15 protein-coding genes are annotated in these 17,466 nt (G+C 66.8%); all 15 read left to right on the forward strand.

Features of this window, described 5'->3' with window-relative positions; all coding sequences use genetic code 11:
* Position 1 precedes the first annotated feature (1 nt).
* The gene (locus tag FN821_RS01880; protein ID WP_131170832.1) at positions 2 to 1,453 is read left to right on the forward strand and encodes an NAD(P)/FAD-dependent oxidoreductase; all 1,452 of its coding nucleotides are present in this window, start codon (positions 2 to 4) and stop codon (positions 1,451 to 1,453) included.
* A 2-nt stretch (positions 1,454 to 1,455) separates the two neighbouring features.
* Positions 1,456 to 1,632, forward strand: coding sequence for a hypothetical protein (locus tag FN821_RS14120; protein ID WP_165489193.1), 177 nt, complete (start codon positions 1,456 to 1,458; stop codon positions 1,630 to 1,632).
* Positions 1,633 to 1,697: 65 nt separating this feature from the next.
* Positions 1,698 to 3,098 (forward strand): class II fumarate hydratase, encoded by a 1,401-nt coding sequence (fumC, locus tag FN821_RS01885; RefSeq protein ID WP_131170833.1) that lies wholly within the window; start codon positions 1,698 to 1,700, stop codon positions 3,096 to 3,098.
* 246 nt (positions 3,099 to 3,344) lie between these two features.
* Positions 3,345 to 3,794, forward strand: coding sequence for a hypothetical protein (locus tag FN821_RS01890; RefSeq protein ID WP_131170834.1), 450 nt, complete (start codon positions 3,345 to 3,347; stop codon positions 3,792 to 3,794).
* A 130-nt stretch (positions 3,795 to 3,924) separates the two neighbouring features.
* Positions 3,925 to 4,725 carry a carbon-nitrogen hydrolase family protein gene (locus FN821_RS01895; protein ID WP_131170835.1) on the forward strand — a complete coding sequence of 267 codons (801 nt, stop codon included), beginning with the start codon at positions 3,925 to 3,927 and terminating at the stop codon, positions 4,723 to 4,725.
* A 310-nt stretch (positions 4,726 to 5,035) separates the two neighbouring features.
* Positions 5,036 to 6,052 carry an SIS domain-containing protein gene (locus FN821_RS01900; protein WP_131170836.1) on the forward strand — a complete coding sequence of 339 codons (1,017 nt, stop codon included), beginning with the start codon at positions 5,036 to 5,038 and terminating at the stop codon, positions 6,050 to 6,052.
* Positions 6,052 to 6,885 (forward strand): PfkB family carbohydrate kinase, encoded by an 834-nt coding sequence (locus FN821_RS01905; RefSeq protein ID WP_131170837.1) that lies wholly within the window; start codon positions 6,052 to 6,054, stop codon positions 6,883 to 6,885. Before FN821_RS01900 ends, FN821_RS01905 begins: the two co-directional genes overlap by 1 nt.
* Positions 6,885 to 8,951 carry a hydantoinase/oxoprolinase family protein gene (locus FN821_RS01910; protein WP_131170838.1) on the forward strand — a complete coding sequence of 689 codons (2,067 nt, stop codon included), beginning with the start codon at positions 6,885 to 6,887 and terminating at the stop codon, positions 8,949 to 8,951. Before FN821_RS01905 ends, FN821_RS01910 begins: the two co-directional genes overlap by 1 nt.
* On the forward strand, positions 8,944 to 10,599 hold the full coding sequence (locus tag FN821_RS01915) for a hydantoinase B/oxoprolinase family protein (RefSeq protein WP_206661945.1): 1,656 nt from the start codon (positions 8,944 to 8,946) through the stop codon (positions 10,597 to 10,599). The genes FN821_RS01910 and FN821_RS01915 overlap by 8 nt, the downstream gene beginning before the upstream one ends.
* A gap of 21 nt (positions 10,600 to 10,620) precedes the next feature.
* Positions 10,621 to 12,189, forward strand: a complete 1,569-nt coding sequence (locus FN821_RS01920) for an ABC transporter substrate-binding protein (protein ID WP_131170840.1) — start codon at positions 10,621 to 10,623, stop codon at positions 12,187 to 12,189.
* A 25-nt stretch (positions 12,190 to 12,214) separates the two neighbouring features.
* Positions 12,215 to 13,168 carry an ABC transporter permease gene (locus FN821_RS01925; protein WP_131170841.1) on the forward strand — a complete coding sequence of 318 codons (954 nt, stop codon included), beginning with the start codon at positions 12,215 to 12,217 and terminating at the stop codon, positions 13,166 to 13,168.
* Entirely contained in the window at positions 13,165 to 14,025 is an 861-nt protein-coding gene (locus FN821_RS01930; RefSeq protein ID WP_131170842.1) for an ABC transporter permease, read from the forward strand. Before FN821_RS01925 ends, FN821_RS01930 begins: the two co-directional genes overlap by 4 nt.
* Before the next feature lie 24 nt (positions 14,026 to 14,049).
* Entirely contained in the window at positions 14,050 to 15,171 is a 1,122-nt protein-coding gene (locus FN821_RS01935) for a LacI family DNA-binding transcriptional regulator (RefSeq protein WP_165489194.1), read from the forward strand.
* Positions 15,168 to 16,859, forward strand: a complete 1,692-nt coding sequence (locus FN821_RS01940; RefSeq protein WP_131170844.1) for a dipeptide ABC transporter ATP-binding protein — start codon at positions 15,168 to 15,170, stop codon at positions 16,857 to 16,859. Before FN821_RS01935 ends, FN821_RS01940 begins: the two co-directional genes overlap by 4 nt.
* 3 nt (positions 16,860 to 16,862) lie before the next feature.
* The gene (locus FN821_RS15005) at positions 16,863 to 17,414 is read left to right on the forward strand and encodes a helix-turn-helix domain-containing protein (RefSeq protein WP_421958031.1); all 552 of its coding nucleotides are present in this window, start codon (positions 16,863 to 16,865) and stop codon (positions 17,412 to 17,414) included.
* Positions 17,415 to 17,466 lie beyond the last annotated feature (52 nt).

Below are 17,466 nucleotides of genomic sequence, written 5' to 3' on the forward strand. Positions count from 1 at the left end.
CATGGCATCCGTCGTCGTCCTCGGCGCGGGCGTGGCCGGCCATACCGCCGCGCTGCACCTGAAGCGCCTGATCGGCAAGCAGCACACGGTCACCGTGGTGTCGCCCAACTCGCAGTGGAACTGGATCCCGTCCAACATCTGGGTGGGCGTCGGTGAGATCCCGGCCGAGAAGGTGTTGTTCAAGCTGGCGCCGGTGTACGCGCGCAAGAAGATCGACTTCGTCCAGGCCAAGGCCGTCGAGATCCATCCCGAGGGGGACGCCGCGGGCGCCGCTCCTTACGTGACCGTCGAGCACACCTCGGGCGAGCGCAAGGGCCAAACGGACACCGTCGCCTACGAATACCTGATCAATGCGACCGGTCCCAAGCTCAAGTTCGAGGCGACGCCGGGCCTCGGCCCGGACGGCCACACCCTCAGCGTCTGCACCGCTGACCATGCCGACCATGCGGCGAAGGCCCTCGCGGCGTCCATCGAGAAGATGAAGGCCGGCCAGAAGCAGACGTTCGTGATCGGCACCGGGCACGGCACCTGCACCTGCCAGGGGGCGGCGTTCGAGTACGTCTTCAACGTCGAGAACGAGATTCGCCAGGCGGGCGTCCGCGACCTGGCGCGCATCATCTACCTCACCAACGAGGCCGCGCTCGGCGACTTCGGTGTCGGCGGCATGGTTTTCGACCAGCAGGGCTTCGAGACCACCTCCGAGCTGTGGACCGGCTCGCTGTTCCGCGAGCGCGGCGTCGAGGCGATCGTCGGCGCGCACGTGGAGAAGGTCGAGGAGGGTGTGATCTTCTACGAGACCCTCGACGGTGCCCATCACCAGCTGCCGTTCGACTTCTCGATGCTGATCCCGCCGTTCGGCGGGCAGCCGATCAAGGCGTTCGACCGCGACGGCGTCGACATCACCGAGCGGCTGTTCGCGCCGTCCGGGTTCATGAAGGTGGACGCCGACTACACGCCGAAGCCGTACGAAGACTGGAAGGCGGCCGACTGGCCGACCACGTACGAGGTGCCGGGTTACCGCAACGTGTTCGCCGCCGGCATCGCGTTCGCGCCGCCGCACCAGATCTCGCGTCCGCTGAAGACGGCTAACGGGACGGTCGTCGCGCCGGCTCCGCCGCGCACCGGCATGCCGTCGGGCGTCATGGGCAAGGCGGTCGCGGTCACGATCAGCAAGCGGCTGAAGAATCCGGACGCCGAGGCCGAGCATGCGTCCATGGCGCACATGGGCGCGGCGTGCGTGGCGTCCGCCGGAACGGGCCTGACCAAGGGCTCGGCGGCCGCGATGACGATGCTGCCGGTGGTGCCTGACTACGACAAATACCCGACCGGACGCGACACCCGCGAGACCCGCGGCGAGCTCGGCCTGCACGGGCACTGGGTGAAGCTGATGCTGCACTACCTGTTCATCTACAAGGCCAAGGCCCGCCTGGGCTGGCAGCTGATTCCGGAGTGATCATGAACTCTCTCCTCACCACCACGGGCGGCGACCAGCCCACCCTGGACTTGTCCAAGGCGCCGCTGCCGAACGCGAAAACGCTGCGACAGCGCATGTCGATCCCGCTGCAATTCCTGCGCTTCCTGGCTTTCAACGCCCTGATCATGCGCATGGTCGCCAAGGGGCATAGCGGCTGAGACCGGCGTCCCAAATCAGGCGTCGTCGTCGTAGCCCCTGAGGTGCCCGCGGGTTACGTTGGACCATGGCCAGTCGCACCGAGATCGACAGCATGGGGCCCGTCGAGGTGCCCGCCGACCGCCTTTGGGGCGCGCAGACGCAGCGCTCCCTGGAGCACTTCGACATCGGCCGGGACACGTTCGTCTGGGGGCGTCCGATGATCCAGGCGTTCGGCGTCCTGAAGAAGGCCGCTGCTCAGGCGAATTCCGAGTTGGGCCAGTTGGACGCCGACGTCGCGGCCCTGATCGCGCGGGCGTCCGACGAGGTGATCGGGGGCGAGCTGGACGAGCACTTCCCGCTCGTCGTCTTCCAGACCGGATCAGGCACCCAGACCAACATGAACGCCAACGAGGTGATCGCCAATCGGGCGAATACCCTTGCCGGACGCCCCTTGCCCGCGAAGAGCCCCGTCCATCCCAACGACCACGTCAACCGCGGCCAGTCGTCCAACGACACGTTCCCGACCGCGATGCATGTCGCGATCGTCACCGAGCTGAACGAGCGTCTCTACCCCAGCATTGGACGCCTCCGCGCCACCCTCGCCGCCAAGGCCGATGACTTCGCCGACGTCGTCATGGTCGGCCGGACGCACCTGCAGGACGCCACCCCCGTCACCCTCGGCCAGGTCATCGGCAGCTGGGTCGCCCAACTGGACTTCGCGGCGTCCGGCTTGCACGCCGCCGACCAGCGCGCCCGCTCGCTCGCCATCGGCGGCACGGCCGTCGGCACCGGTCTGAACGCTCATCCCGAGTTCGGACGCCGCACCGCGGCTCTGATCTCGGCCGAGACCGGGCTGGCCTTCACGCAGGCCGTGAACCTGTTCGCGGCGCTCAGCGCCCACGACAGCCTCGTCGAGGTCAGCGCGGGTCTGCGCACGCTCGCCGTCGCGCTGATGAAGATCGCCAACGACGTGCGCTGGTACGCGTCAGGGCCGCGGACGGGCATCGGCGAGCTGACGATCCCCGAGAACGAGCCGGGCAGCTCGATCATGCCGGGCAAGGTGAACCCGACCCAGTCCGAGGCCGTCACGATGGTCGCGACTCGCGTCTTCGGCAACGACGCGACCGTCGCGTTCGCGGGCTCACAAGGCAACTTCCAGCTCAACGTCTTCAAGCCGGTCATGGCGCACGCGGTGCTGGAGTCGATCCGGCTGCTGTCGGACGCCGCCCGCTCGTTCAACGACCACTGCGCCGTGGGCATCGAGCCGAACCGCGAGCGGATCGCCGAGCATCTGGCGTCCGATCTGATGCTCGTCACCGCGCTGAACCCGCGCATCGGCTACGACGCGGCGGCGTCCATCGCCAAACGCGCCCAAGCGGACGGCCTGACCCTGCGCGATGCGGCCGTGGCGTCCGGGCTCGTCACTCCAGACCAGTTCGACGCCTGGGTCGTGCCGCTCGAGATGACGCGTCCGGCGTCCGACTAGGGTCGCGCCCGATCGCCCGTTGGCACCCGTGCCGCGACCTGGCTGAGGGCGAGGCGGAGCCCAGATGCTGAGGCGCACCTGTAGCCCCACGAAAGACCTCCCATGACCATGGATCCGCACGTTCCCGCCGCTTCCGAACCCGCCGCCTCGGAGCCTCAGCCCGTCGTGTCGACTGAGTCGTCAGGTCAGATTCCGGCAACGGCCACTCCCCAGCCGACTGCTGTCCCCGCCGCCCCCGTGTTCGACATGACCTCCACCCTCGCTGATCCCGTCAAGAAGTGGATCGCCTACAGCGTCATCGCCGGAGTTGTCGCCCTGATCGGGTCTCTCGGACCGTGGGTCGTCGTCAGCGCAGGAATCTTCGGTGGCGTCTCTGTCAACGGCACGCAGGGCGATGGGGTCATCACCTTGTTCCTCGCGCTGCTGACCATCGCTGCGGCGATCGTCTATCTGCTGAAGCCGGGCAAACTCAGTTGGCTTCCCTGGGGGCTCATCGGCGCCGGCGCCGTGACGACGCTGATCGCGATCATCACCTTCAGCAAGATGAGCAGCCTCGGCGGCATGATGTCGGTGGGCGCCGGATGGGGACTCTTCGCCGTTCTGCTGGCCGGGCTGGCCACCGCGGGTCTGGGCGCGCTCGCCATGATGGCCTCCCGCGCCGCCAAGGCGCCGACGGCTCCGCCTGCTGCCGGCTGATTCGGTCGCGAGTCCGCGCCACCCTCCGGCCGGCTGCTGCCAGAGCGCGGGTGGGTGGCGTCGTCTTCGCACTCTGAGCTGACTGCTTCGATGGTGTTGCGGTCTGCAGCGGCCGTGTTTCACTAGGCCCATGCGCATCGCCGTCGTCCAGCTCTGCAGCTCAGAAGTGCCGTCCGAGAACCTCGCGCTGATGCGCGCGTCCATGCCGGACGCCTCCGGCGCCGACCTGGTCGTGTTCCCCGAGGCCACGATGGCGAGTTTCTCGACGCGCTCGGCCGACGTGGCCGAACCGCTGGACGGGCCCTTCGCGCAGGGCGTCCGGGCGTTGGCGTCCGAGTTCGGCACGACGATCGCGGTCGGCATGTTCACGCCCGGTCCGGACGGCCGCCCCCTCAACACGTGCTTCGTGACGGGGCCGGCCGGCGAGGCCAGCTACGACAAGCTGCACCTGTTCGACGCGTGGGGGTTCGTCGAGTCCGAGGTCATGACCCCCGGACGCGCCCCCGTCCTCATCGACATCGCTGGGGTCAAGGTCGGCATCGCCATCTGCTTCGACCTGCGGTTCGGCGAGCTCTTCAAGCACTACGCCCGCGAGGGCGCTGACGTGGTCATCGTGCCGGCGTCCTGGCAAAGCGGCCCTGGCAAGGTGGATCAGTGGCGTCTGCTGGCCCAGGCCCGCGCCCTGGACGCGACCGTGTTCGTCGTCGGTGCCGGCCAGTCGGAGCCCACGGCGTCCGGACGCCCCGCCGGCTCCGGACCGCTCGGCATGGGGCACTCGCTGGCCGTCGGCCCGGACGGGACGATCCTGCACGAGGCCGGCGAGGAGCCCTGCGTCTTCACCGTCGACATCGATCCGGACGCCGTGGCGAGCATCCGCGAGCGGCTGCCGGTGCTCGCCGTGTCGCGGTTCTCGGTGCACCTCGACCGCTAGGTGTTGTCGACGGTGACGAACATGCCGCTCGTGGAGCGGGACAGCCGTCCCTGCGCGCGTAGCCGCTCAGGACCGGGCCAGCCGGGCCGCTCAGGGTGACGGGCGGGACGACCGGACGTGGCTGCGCGCGGGTTGCCTCCGTCATGGAGCGATTGTCGCCCCCGTCCCGTCACAAGGGGCCCAGAGGTCACGCCTGTTCTCAGCTCCAAGCCGCTCCAAAGTTGCCTGCCACGAACTATTGACACCGGTCTCACCACAGAAGAGACTTTCGCTGTCTCGATGTGAGACCGGTCTCAACCAAAGGTGTGTCATGCAGCCCATTGCCATTCCCAACGACTTCGAGGACGCCGTGGCCCATGCGCTGGCTGCCCGCGACCGGACCGATGAGTACATCGCGAGCGTGCTTTCAGAAGGTCTGGACAAGGTGGTGCTGGTCGGCTGCGGCGGGTCGCACTTCGGCATGTACCCGTCCTTCGACCTCCTCGATCGATACCTCCCCGGGACCAGCGTCACCCACATCTCGAGCGCCGAGCTGACCTCGAGGCGTCCTGTGGGTTTGACGGACAGGTCGCTCGTGGTGGCGGCGAGCCACTCGGGCAGCACTCCCGAGACCGTGGCTGCAGCGGAGTATGCCAAGTCGCTTGGGGCGCGGCTTATCGGCATCTCCCGAGTGGGCGACAACGGGCTCTCGCGGCTCGGCGACATCCACCTCGACTACCCCGACACCATCACAATCACGGAGCCCAAGCTGGTGCACAACCACCAGATCGCGCTGTCTCTGCTGGAGCAGAGCGGAGCGGGTGAGGTGGCGAGTCCGATTCGGGCCGGGATGCCGGCGCTGCCAGCCGCGCTGCGGAGCGCGAAGGAGGAGGTCGCCGAGGTCGCCGAGGCCGTGTGCGCGATCGTCGATGGTGCTCCTCTTACCCTCGTCACCGGCGCGGGTCCCGCGTTCGGCATGGCCAAGATGACGGCCTGGTGCTACATGATGGAGATGCTTTGGCTGAAGGCAGCCGCCATCAACGGGGCCGATTTCTTCCACGGTCCGCTCGAGATGATTCTGGACGACACTCCGTTGCTGGCCCTCCTGGCCGAGGACCCCACCCGAGCCCTAGGTGAAAGGGTCGTGTCGTTCGCGTCTCGCTACACCTCGTCACTGGCTGTGATCGATACGGCCGCCCTGACGCTTCCGGGCGTTCCCGCCGATGCCCGCGGTGAACTCAGCATGCTCGCTCTGTTCAGTGCCACGCGGCGGGTTCTTGACCACATCGCTGCGCGGATCGGCCACGACACTTCCCAGCGCCGCTACATGTACAAGGTGGCGTACTGATGCGACTCCTCTGCATCGGCGACAACGTCGTTGATCGCTACGTCGGCCAGGGAGTCATGTACCCCGGTGGCAACGCGGTCAACGTGGCGGTGTTCGCCAAGCGACTGGGCGCCGACTCCGCCTATCAGGGGATCGTGGGCAGCGACGAGGCGGGGCGGTTGGTGCTCGGTTCTCTTCTTGACGAGGGCGTGGACACCTCCCGGGTGTCCGTCGCCGACGGTCCTAATGCATGGGCCGACGTCGACCTGGTCGAGGGTGATCGACGATTCCTCGGCTCGGACAAGGGTGTCTCGCTCTTCGCGCTAGTCGCGCAGCACTACGCGGATGCTCGCGGGTTCGATGTGGTCCACACCGCCTACACCGCACGCCTGGATGATCAGCTCGGGGAGTTGTGCGCTCACGCATTGCGGGTCTCATACGACTTCGGGCGCAACTTCACCGCAGAGCAGGTGAGCCGGCTGGCGTCGGGCCTGTGGCTCGCGTCGTTTTCGGGCTCACACCTGTCCGAGGCGGCCGTGTCTGACCTGCTGCGAGCGGCGTGCGGGGCCGGGGCCACGTACGCGCTGGTGACCAGGGGCCCCCAGGGTGCGGCACTTGCCACGCACGACCAACGTTGGGATCAGGCTGCGGGCCGCGTCCCGGTGATCGACACCCTGGGTGCGGGGGACGCCTTCATCGCGGCGCTCCTCGTGAGGCTCAGCAGGGCCGATGATCCTGCTTCGGCACTGGCCGACGCCAGCGAGGTTGCGCAGGGCGTCATCACACGTTCGGGAGCCTTCGGGCACGGGGCGCCGTTCTCACGCCGGGCAGCGGTGCTGGAAGGAGAGATCTGATGGGACTCAGGGTTGGCGTGGACACGGGCGGCACGTTCACCGACCTGTGCGCGTGGGACGAAGAAGCCGGAACGCTCCACGTCCACAAGATCTCCAGCACCCCGGACGACCCCAGCCGGGCGATCCTCGATGGAGTCGAGCAACTGCTGCACAAGGCCGGCGGGCGTCTGATCTCCGACGTGACCTACTTCGCGCACGGGACGACGGTCGGCACGAACACCCTCCTGACCGGCACGGGCGTCCCGACCGGCCTCATCACGACGCTCGGCTTCCGTGACCTCCTGGAACTGGGTCGAGGCCGTCGCCCCGACATGTACGACCCGCAGGCGGACAAGGCGACCCCGCTCGTGCCGCGCTCTCTGCGGCGTGAGGTGCACGAGCGGGTGCGCTTCGACGGCAGCGTCGCTGTCCAACTGGACGTCGACGAGGTCCGCCGGACCGTGCGTGAACTCAAGGACGCGGGGGTGCGCGCCATCGCCGTCTGCTTCCTCTACAGCTACCTGCGGCCGGATCACGAGCAGGAAGTGGCTCAGATCATCACCGAGGAGTTTCCCGAGGCGTACGTGTCGCTGTCGTCGGTGGTGCTGCCCGAGTTCAGGGAGTACGAGCGGCTTTCGACGGTGGTGACGAACGCCTTCGTCGGGCCCGTGGTGGACAGGTATCTGTCCCGGCTGCGGGATCAACTCGCGAGTCGGGGGCTGCTGGTAGTCCCGCGGGTGACGCAGTCGAACGGTGGGGTGATTCCGTTCTCCATGGCGGAGCGGATCCCGGTTCGGCTCGTTCTCTCCGGGCCGAGCACGGGCGTCGTGGGCGCGGCCGAGATCTGTCTGCTGGCGGGCCACCCGGAGATCATCACCTTCGACATGGGCGGCACATCGAGCGACGTCTCCCTCGTGCGGCACGGTGAGCCCCAGGTCACCGCTGGGATGGAGTTGGACGGGCGTCCCATCCGGGCACCAATGCTTGACATCCACACGGTCGGTGCGGGCGGTGGCTCCATCGCCTGGATCGACAGCGGCGAGCACCTCCGTGTCGGCCCCCAGAGCGCCGGTGCTAACCCGGGACCGGCGTGTTACGGCGTCGGCTTGGAGCCGTCGGTCACCGATGCGAACGTCGCCCTCCACCTGCTGAATCCCGAGTACCTGCTCAACGGGGAGATGCCGATCTCGGAGGAGGCCTCCAAGAAGGCGCTCGGCACCATCGGTGATCGGTTGGGGCTCGATGTTCAGCAGACCGCGCTCGGCATCCTGCGCGTCGTGACGGCCAACATGGCCAGGGCGATCAGGGTCGTCTCGGTCCAGCGCGGCTACGATCCACGCGACTACGCCCTGGTGCCCTTCGGCGGGGCCGGCCCACTGCACGCGTCGCGACTCGCTCGCGAGTTGGGGATGACACGCATCGTCGTTCCCCAGACGCCTGGCGCGCAGTCGGCGCTGGGACTGCTGATGACGGACGTCCGTACCGACTTCATGCGCACGCAGATCACGGCGTTCGACCCTTCGGACCCCGCTCCCATCAACGCCGTGCTGCAGGCGTTGTCGGGCGAAGCTGACGCCTGGTTCGACGCCGAGGGCAGCGCTCCCGAAGATCGCCACCAGGTGCGCCGCCTCGAGATGCGCTATCGAGGGCAGAACTTCGAGTTGCCGATCGACCTCGACAGCGCGCAGCAGTTGGATGCGGCCGCCCTCGAGGAGGTGCTCGACCACTTCCACGCCGCGCACGAACGCGTGTACGGCTACGCGTCCCCGGGCGACCCGGTCGAGATCGTCACCTACCGAGTGCAGGCTGTCGGGCGTGCCGACCGTGTCGATGTCAGCCGGAAGGACCCGGAGATCGGCAGCGCCGACGAGGCGCTCGTCGCGCATCGGGATATCTACCTGAGTGAGCCACGGGGCTTCGTCCGCTGCCCTGTGTATGACCGAGCGCTGCTCCGCCACGGCGCGGAACTGGCCGGACCTGCCGTGATCGAACAGATGGACACCACCACCGTGCTGCTGCCTGGCGACAACTGCCGGGTGGACGCCCACCGCAACCTGGTCATCGATGTTGGAGGAACCGATGAGTGACACCCGGGACACGATTCTGATCGAGGTCGTCTCCTCGGCGCTGGCCAGCATCGTGGAGGAGATGAGCGAGACCCTCGTCAAGGCCGCCTTCTCGCCCAACATCAAGGAGCGCCGAGACTGCACGGCCAGCCTCTTCGATGCCGAGGGCCAGGCCATCGCCCAGGACGAGGGTGGCTCGCCGCTCCACCTGGGATCCCTCATGGGCATCGTCAAGGCGATCCGCGAACGCCATGCCGAGGATGCGATCAGCGAGGGGGACGTGTTCATCGGGAATGATCCCTACACGGGCGGTGGCTCCCACTTGCCCGATATCGTCCTCGCTTCCCCGATCTACGTCGACGGCCAGCTGACAGCATGGGCGGCGACCCTCGCCCACCACGCCGACTTCGGCGACCGTGGGCACGCCCACATCTACCAGGAGGCCATTCGGATCCCTCCGGTGCACCTGGTAAGGAGGGGTGTCCTCCAGGAGGAGTTGCTGCAGCTGATCCTGCTCAACTGCCAGATTCCCACAGAACGTCTCGCCGACCTCAACGCCCAGCAAGCGGCCATCCGGACCGCAGTGGACCGCTACCTCGAGATCTGCGCTCGTTACGGCCGGGCGACCATGCGGGACGTCGGCCGAGAATTGCTCGACTACACCGAACGCAGGACGCGGGCGGCGATCGCGGCCTTCCCCGATGGCCGCTACGAGTTCACGGACCGCTTCGACTGCCCCGAACTGGAGGGCGAGCTCGAACTCCCCATCACCGTGACAGTGGCCGGTGACGAAATCACGTTCGACTTCACCGGCGCCCCGCCGCAGGTTCGCGCCAGCGTGAACGTCGTCTGGACCGGGCTGTTCGCGGCGTGCTACTACACCCTCAAGACCCTGATCGACCCCGACATCCCACCGAACGCCGGCCTGTACCGTCCCGTGACTATCGTGGCTCCCCAGGGGAGCATCCTGAACTGCGAGGAGCCGGCGGCGGTCAATGGGCGCAGCGAGACCTGCCAACGGGTGGTCGACCTGATCCAGGGAGCCCTCGCCTCCGCGCTTCCCAAGCGCGTCACGGCGGCGGCCAACGGCGCCAACACTGGCGTGCACTTCTCGGGCTGGGACCCGTTCCGCAAGCGCAACTTCGTCTACCTCGAGACGATCGGTGGCGGCAGTGGCGCCCGCTACAACAAGGACGGACTGGACGGGGTGCAAGTGCACATGACCAACACCTCGAACCTTCCTGTGGAGAGCCTCGAGAGCGAGTACCCGCTGACGGTCGAGTCCTACGAGCTGATCGGAGACTCGGGCGGCCTGGGACAACACCGAGGAGGGCTGGGGATCAGGCGGACCGTGCGGGCTGAGACCAATGACGTCCACTTCTGGCTCGACACCAGCCGGCAGTTCTCCAAGCCCTGGGGCCTGTTCGGGGGAGGCCCGGGCGACTCGGCCCGCTGCGCTCTCAGCGAGGGCGCCCAGCCGGTGGTCCGCGGCTACACCGTGCTCCGTTCGGGGGACAGCGCCTCGATCGAGACCGCGGGCGCCGGCGGATACGGAGACCCGGCTCTCCGCGATCCCGCCCTGGTCGAACAAGACCTCGCAGCTGGAAAGATCAGCGCGGCCACGGCCGCCGCCTATCGCAACGCCGGACGCATCAGCGCGCCGGAATAGAACAACCAACAAGGAGGAACCATGGCCAGTCGACCCAGACGCTGGATCAGTACCCTCGGAGCGTTCGGCGCCGCGCTGGCGCTCGTCCTCACCGGGTGCTCGAACACCGCGGCACCGAAGCCGACCGCGTCGAACAGCACGGCGCCGGAACTCAAGATCGGCCTTTCGGCCGACGTCCCCGACCTCAAGCCCTCGCGTGATCAGGGGGCCGCGGCGATGATGCTCGACACCATGATCCATCGGGGCCTGCTCGGCTATGACGCCAAGGGTCAGGTGGTGCCCGCCCTCGCCGAGTCGTTCAAGGCGAGTGCCGACAACAAGAGCTTCACCTTCAAGCTCCGCAAGGACCTTAAGTTCTCCGACGGGTCGGCGTTGACCAGCGCGAACGTCAAGAAGACCCTGGAGTTCCTCGCGACGTCGTCGTCCGGGGCCAAGATCGGCGCGACGATGTCGCAGCTTGCCTCGGTCGACACGCCCGACGAGCAGACGGCGGTGGTCAATCTCAAGAACGCGAACGTCGCGTTCCCGAGCTACCTGGCCGACACGACGGCGGCGATCCTCCCGGACAAGTCCTTCGGCGCCCAGGGAACCTCCTGGGAGGGTGCCGGCCCCTTCAAGCTCGACAAGACTCAGAAGGGCGTTTCGTTCACCTTCAGCAAGAACCCGAACTTCTACGACGCCTCGAACGTGAACTTCGACAAGGCGACGGTCACCGTCTACGCCGACGGGCAGGCACGGTTGAACGCTCTGCTGGCAGGGGACGTCCACCTGATCGACTTCGTTCCGTGGGAGTCCTTCGACCGGGTCAAGCAGGACGCAAACCTGACCCTGGATCCGCAGAGCGGCCCGTGGATGTACCTGCACTTCAACGTCGCTAAGGGCGGACCCCTGGCGAACGAGAAGGTGCGCCAGGCGATCGCACTGGCCGTCAACCGAGAGAATGTTGCGAAGGCCGCGTTCTCCGGACAGGCGAGCGTGGTGGCAGGAGCCCCGATCTCCGAGTCCAGCCCCTTCTACAACGCCCAACTGGCGCAAGGGTGGAAGCAGGACGTCGCCAAGGCCAAGCAGCTGATGGCTGAGGCAGGCTACGCCAACGGCTTCGACGCCGTCCTGTTGACCTCATCTCAGTACGCGTTCCACCAGGACACCGCACTGTCAGTGCAGCCCGACCTGGCTGCCATCGGTATCCGGACCACCCTCGACTCCGGCGACTGGGCAACTCGGCAGCAGAAGGCCGCCGAGGGGCGCTACGACATCGCTGTCGCCGGCTCGGCGGGCGTCGTGAACGATCCGTCGTTCCTGGTGAACTTCGTGACCGGCCCGGCCGCGAACAACCGTTCCTATGGGTTCGACGATCCCAAGCTGGATGACCTCCTGAACAAGGGCCTGCAGGCCGCGACCGATGCCGACCGCAAGGCGGTTTACGATCAGGTGCAGGAACGCATCATCCAGACAGTTCCGTTCGCCAGCCTCGTGGGCCGTTCGCAGGCCTTCGCCTACTCGAAGAAGCTGAGCGGCTTCGCCAACATTCCGGGATTCCTCACGTTCGAGTCGGGCTACACGCTGGTGGGAGCCAGGCTCCAGGCGTGAGCCTGAGCCTCGAGGGAGTCTGAACATGACGCGCTTCGTCCTGAACCGACTACTCCTCGGGGTCGTGCTTCTCTGGTTGGTCGTGACCGTGGTCTTCCTGGCGCTGCACGCAGTGCCAGGAGACCCGGCCGCGATCCTCCTTGGATCGGAAGGCTCCGGGGCCGTCACGCCTGAGGCGCTAGCCCGGGTGCGAAGTCAGCTCGGTTTGGACAAGCCCATCCTCGTCCAGTACTCCGACTACCTAGCGGGCCTCGTCCGGATGGACTTCGGAACCTCGTTCCGAAGCGCCGACATCCAGGTTCTCAGCTACATCGGGGACCGACTGCCGAAGACGCTCGAGCTGGTCCTGATGGCGGCCCTCATCGCGGTCGTGGTCGGCATTCCTACAGGAGCACTCGCGGCACGGATCGGCGGCCTCGCGGACACTGTCATCTCGAGCCTGACGACCCTGGGCATTTCGATGCCCGTTTACGTGATCGGCACCGTGTTCGTCCTGGTCTTCTCGCTCCAGATGGGGTGGTTTCCCGCGGGCGGCTACACCGCGATCGAGGCGAACCCTTCGGCCCATTTCATGCGCCTCGTGCTGCCGGCGATCGCGCTGTCCTTCGGGATCACCTCGGTCGTCGCTCGGATGACCCGCTCGGCGGTCCTCGAAACTGTGGCCCAGGACTGGGTGCGCACCGCCCGATCGCAAGGGCTTCCGCGGTCGGTCGTCTTCCGCCGCCACGTCATTCGCAACTCGCTCAATCCAGTCGTCACCACGTTGGGTCTCGAGATCGGCAGCCTCCTGGGCTCGACGGTGCTGATCGAGCGCGTGTTCACCTGGCCGGGCATGGGCTCGCTGCTGGTCGATAGCGTCAATTCTCGCGATTATCCGATGGTCCAAGGGATCGTCATCGTGATTGCGGCCCTCTTCATTTTGATCAACCTGATCGTAGACATCCTCTACGGAGTCCTGGACCCAAGGGCACGCCGATGAAGACCACAAGCCGTTCGGTCCGCCGACTGCGCAGGTCGCTTAATCCGGTCAGGGTGGGTGGCGCGCTCTTCGTGCTGGTCGTCGTGATCGTGACGATCCTGGTGCCGCTGCTGGGGTTGCCCGACCCTCAAGCCCAAAATATTCCCGAGAAGCTTGGCGGTATCGGCACGCCGGGTCACCCTTTGGGAACCGACCGTTTCGGTCGCGACTTGCTGTCCCGGTTGCTGCACGGGGCTCGGATTGAGCTTGTCGTTTCGATCGGTGCGACCGCAGTGGCCCTCGTGGTCGGTGTCACCCTGGGAATGCTGGGAGGATTTCTCGGCAGGTTCGTCGAAACCATCACCATGCGGACAGTGGACGTCATTCTGGCATTTCCCCCGATCGTTCTCGCCCTTCTGATCGTGACCATCTATGGGCCTGGCATCGTGACCCTGATCGTGACGATGGGCATCCTGTTCTCGCCCAGATTCGCTCGCCTCACCTATGGACAGGTTGTCACCGTGCGGAATCTGGAGTATGTCGAAGCGTCGCGGGTCTTCGGGAACTCGACGTTGCGAACGATGCTGACCGTGGTGCTTCCGAACGTGGCGGCTCCGATCATCGTTCAGTTGCCCCTCACGTTGGCGACATCGATCCTGCTGGAGTCCGGCCTGAGCTACCTGGGGCTGGGTGTCGTACCGCCCACACCCTCTTGGGGCCTCATGGTCGCCGACGGCCAACGAGACATGATCGCGAATCCCGCGTTGGTGGCACTCCCATCGGCCGTTATCGTGGCGACGATCCTTGCCTTCGGCCTGGTCGGAGACATTCTTCGAGACTGGCTCGACCCTCGCCGGGGCATGGCGAGCAACCTGTAGGGAATGGGGGTATCGAGGATGGCTGTGCAGAGACGAGAGTCTGTCACCACCGCCGACGTCGCCCGCGCGGCGATGGTATCCAAGGCGACCGCCGCAAGGGTGCTTTCAGGGCGCGGCTCGGCCAGCGAGGAGGCGCGCGAACGTGTACTCCGAGCCGCTGAAACGCTCGGGTACGTCCCCAACGAACTGGCCAAAGCCATGTCCATCGGAGTCACGAACACGATCGGCGTGGTGATCCCGGACATTGCCAACCCATTCTTCGCATCAGTTGTGCGAGGGATCAGCGACAGGCTGCGGTCCAAGGGGATCGAGATCATCATCAGCAATACCGACAACGATCCCCAGGTCGAGGCCCGAGCACTCCGTCTCCTGGCCGCCAAACGCGTCGACGGTCTCGTGCTGGCGCCCGTGATCCCGGGACCGAGCAAGGTCGCTGCGGACCTGTCCGACAAGGGCCTGCCCATGGTTCTGCTCGACCGCCGAACCGAGGGCCTCGAGGCAATTCCTTTGGTGTCGCTCGACCATGCCGCGACAGCCCGCCTCGCAACCCGGCATCTGCTCACCCTCGGGCACGAACGCATCGCCATCCTGACCGAAGTGCCGGAACTGGCTCTCCACCAGCCCAACCCCAGTGGCGGCATCCACCGGCCTGCTGCGCTCCGACTGTGGGGGCACGTCTCGGCGCTCCGAGATGCTGGCATCGACCTCGACCCGGGGTTGGTCCTCGGCGCCGACTACGATCAACAGTCTGCAGCACAGGCTGTGCGGTCCGGCCTCCCGCGAACGGGCGCCACCGCGCTGTTCTGCACCGACTCGGTGCTCACGTCCGGCGCCTACCGAGGGATCGCCGCCCTTGGGATCCGCCTCCCCGATCAGCTGTCGTTCATCGGGTTCGACGACCAGGACTGGACGACCATGGTCACCCCTGCCGTGACGGTCATGGCCCAGCCCCCCAAGAAACTCGGCGACGCTGCAGCCGATGTGCTGCTCCGGCGAGTGGAGGAGCCCGAGGTGCCGGTCGAGGACACGATCTTCCAAGGCGAGCTCCTAGTGCGGGGGAGCACCCGACCGCTGGGCGCGAAGAGCCCCCGTGCCGGTGTCCGCGGGTCATCGCAACCCACCGAGTTGGTCGAGGAGAGCTCATGACCGATCCAAAGGACCGCTCGCCGATCCTGACGTGTCGCGATCTGACGGTCACGTTCACAACCGAGGGCGAGTCGACCGAAGTCACGCATGCGGTGTCGTTCGAGCTGAAGCGTGGGCGCACGCTCGCGCTCGTGGGGGAGTCTGGATCGGGCAAGAGCGTCACGGCGATGTCGCTCGTCGGCCTGTTGCCCGGTACCGCCTCCATCACCGGTAGCGCCCGTTTCGACGGTGAGGAACTGATCGGAGCCACCGAAGAACGCCTGAGGTCGCTCCGAGGAAGCGGAATCGGCGTGATCTTCCAGGAGCCGATGACCGCCCTGAACCCTGTCTACACGGTCAGGGCCCTGCTGCGGGAAGCACTGAGGGCGCACGGCATGCACGCCGAGACCCAGATCCGGCTTCGCTCGGTCGAACTGCTGCAACTGGTCGGAATGCCGGATCCGGAGAAACGTCTGGGCTTCTATCCTCATCAGCTGTCGGGAGGTCAACGACAGCGGTGCATGATCGCGCTGGCCATCTCCGGGAACCCAGGGCTGCTCATCGCCGACGAGCCAACGACAGCCCTGGACGTCACCGTTCAGGCCGACATTCTTGCGCTGCTCCGGTCGCTCCAGGACCAGCTGGGGATGGCGATGCTCTTCATCACCCATGACATGGGGGTGGTCGCCGAAGTTGCCGACAGCGTCTGCGTCATGAAGGACGGCCGCGTCGTCGAGCAATCCGACGTATTCACGCTGTTCCGCAGCCCCGATCAGCCGTACACGCGCGATCTCCTCGCAGCTGTGCCCGAACTGCACGTGTCCGGGCCGAGCGCGGACGAGCCATCGCGGGAGGAGGCGGCAGACGACGTCGTCCTAGAACTCCGCTCGCTGTCCGTCCGTTACCCCGGCGGCTTCCGTCGACCTCCGGTCATGGCAGTGGATTCAGTGGACCTTCGACTCGCTCGCGGAACCACCGTCGGGCTGGTAGGCGAATCGGGATCGGGCAAGAGCACCATCGGGCGTGTCATCGTCGGCTTGGTGGAGCCCACATCTGGCGGCTTGGTCATCAACGGATCCGACCTGACGAGCCTCCGCCCGCGCCAGAGGAGAGCTGCGCGCAGGAATGTGAGCATCGTCTTCCAGGATCCGGCCTCGTCCCTGAACCCCCGCAGCCCGATCGGGAAGACGGTTGTGGAACCGCTCGTGAGGCGGGGGGCGCTTCGCGGACACACCGAAAGTCGTCGGCGTGCGGGATCGCTTCTCGAGCAGGTGTCCCTACCCGCAAGTTGGATTGATCGGTACCCCCACGAACTGTCAGGGGGGCAGCGTCAAAGGATCGGGATCGCACGCGCCATCGCCGTCGAGCCTGAGATCCTCGTCGCGGACGAGCCGACCAGTGCCCTCGACGTTTCTGTGCAGGCCTCCGTACTCGAACTCCTTCGCGAGCTCCAGGAGCGCATGCACTTCTCATGCATCTTCATCACTCATGACCTCGCCGTCGTGGACAACCTCGCCGATAGCGTCGTGGTCCTCCAGCAAGGGCACATCGTGGAGATGGGGGCAACAGGCCAGGTCCTGCGTCACCCTGCCGAGCCCTACACTCAGCGCCTGGTGGCAGCGGCTCCCATCCCAGACCCACTCGTGCAGAAGGAGCGGGCCGCGAGCCGGCGAAGTAGTCGTTCCAAGGGATCGTCCGCGTCAACGTGAGGAATGGCAGGGTCGCCCGCTGGATGGATCCGCCTCTCTCGTTGTCAGTATGGCGCCTGTCGACGGCGCGAAAACTGCACAGTTTCGGCGGGGTGGTTTCCAGCGACGGTCGCAACACTTCCGAGATTGTGGGGTCGTGTTGTCGTCATCACGTCGTGTGAAGAAGGGCGGGGGCGGCGCCCGCTGTCGGCCGGTCGTCAGCGTTTCCTGGAGTTGCGTGAGCGGGGCTGGACCATCATGGCCGCCGCCCGTGAGGTGGGCGTGTCACGCACCGCGGGGAACAACTGGCTGCGGGGCTACAAGACCTATCGAGGCGGTGAGGTCGTCGGTTTCGTGCCGGCGCTCGACCGCCTGGCCGTTCGCGAGATCAGCAGCCGGTTCTTATCGCAGGACGAGCGGAGCGAGATCGCCGATCTGCACCTGCAGGGACTGGCGGTGCGGGAGATCGCACGGCGAGTGGGTCGTGCCGCGTCGACGGGCCCTACCCCCGGATCTTGGACACGGGGTTTGATGGCTCTTCACAGACGAGGGTGTAGTCGGGGGCCCGGGTTGTGACCGGCGTGTCGGTGGCGGGACGGGGGTCGAGGTCTTCCGAGGATGGAGGTTC

This window comes from Propioniciclava tarda, assembly GCF_900182665.1.
GTDB lineage: Bacteria > Actinomycetota > Actinomycetes > Propionibacteriales > Propionibacteriaceae > Propioniciclava > Propioniciclava tarda.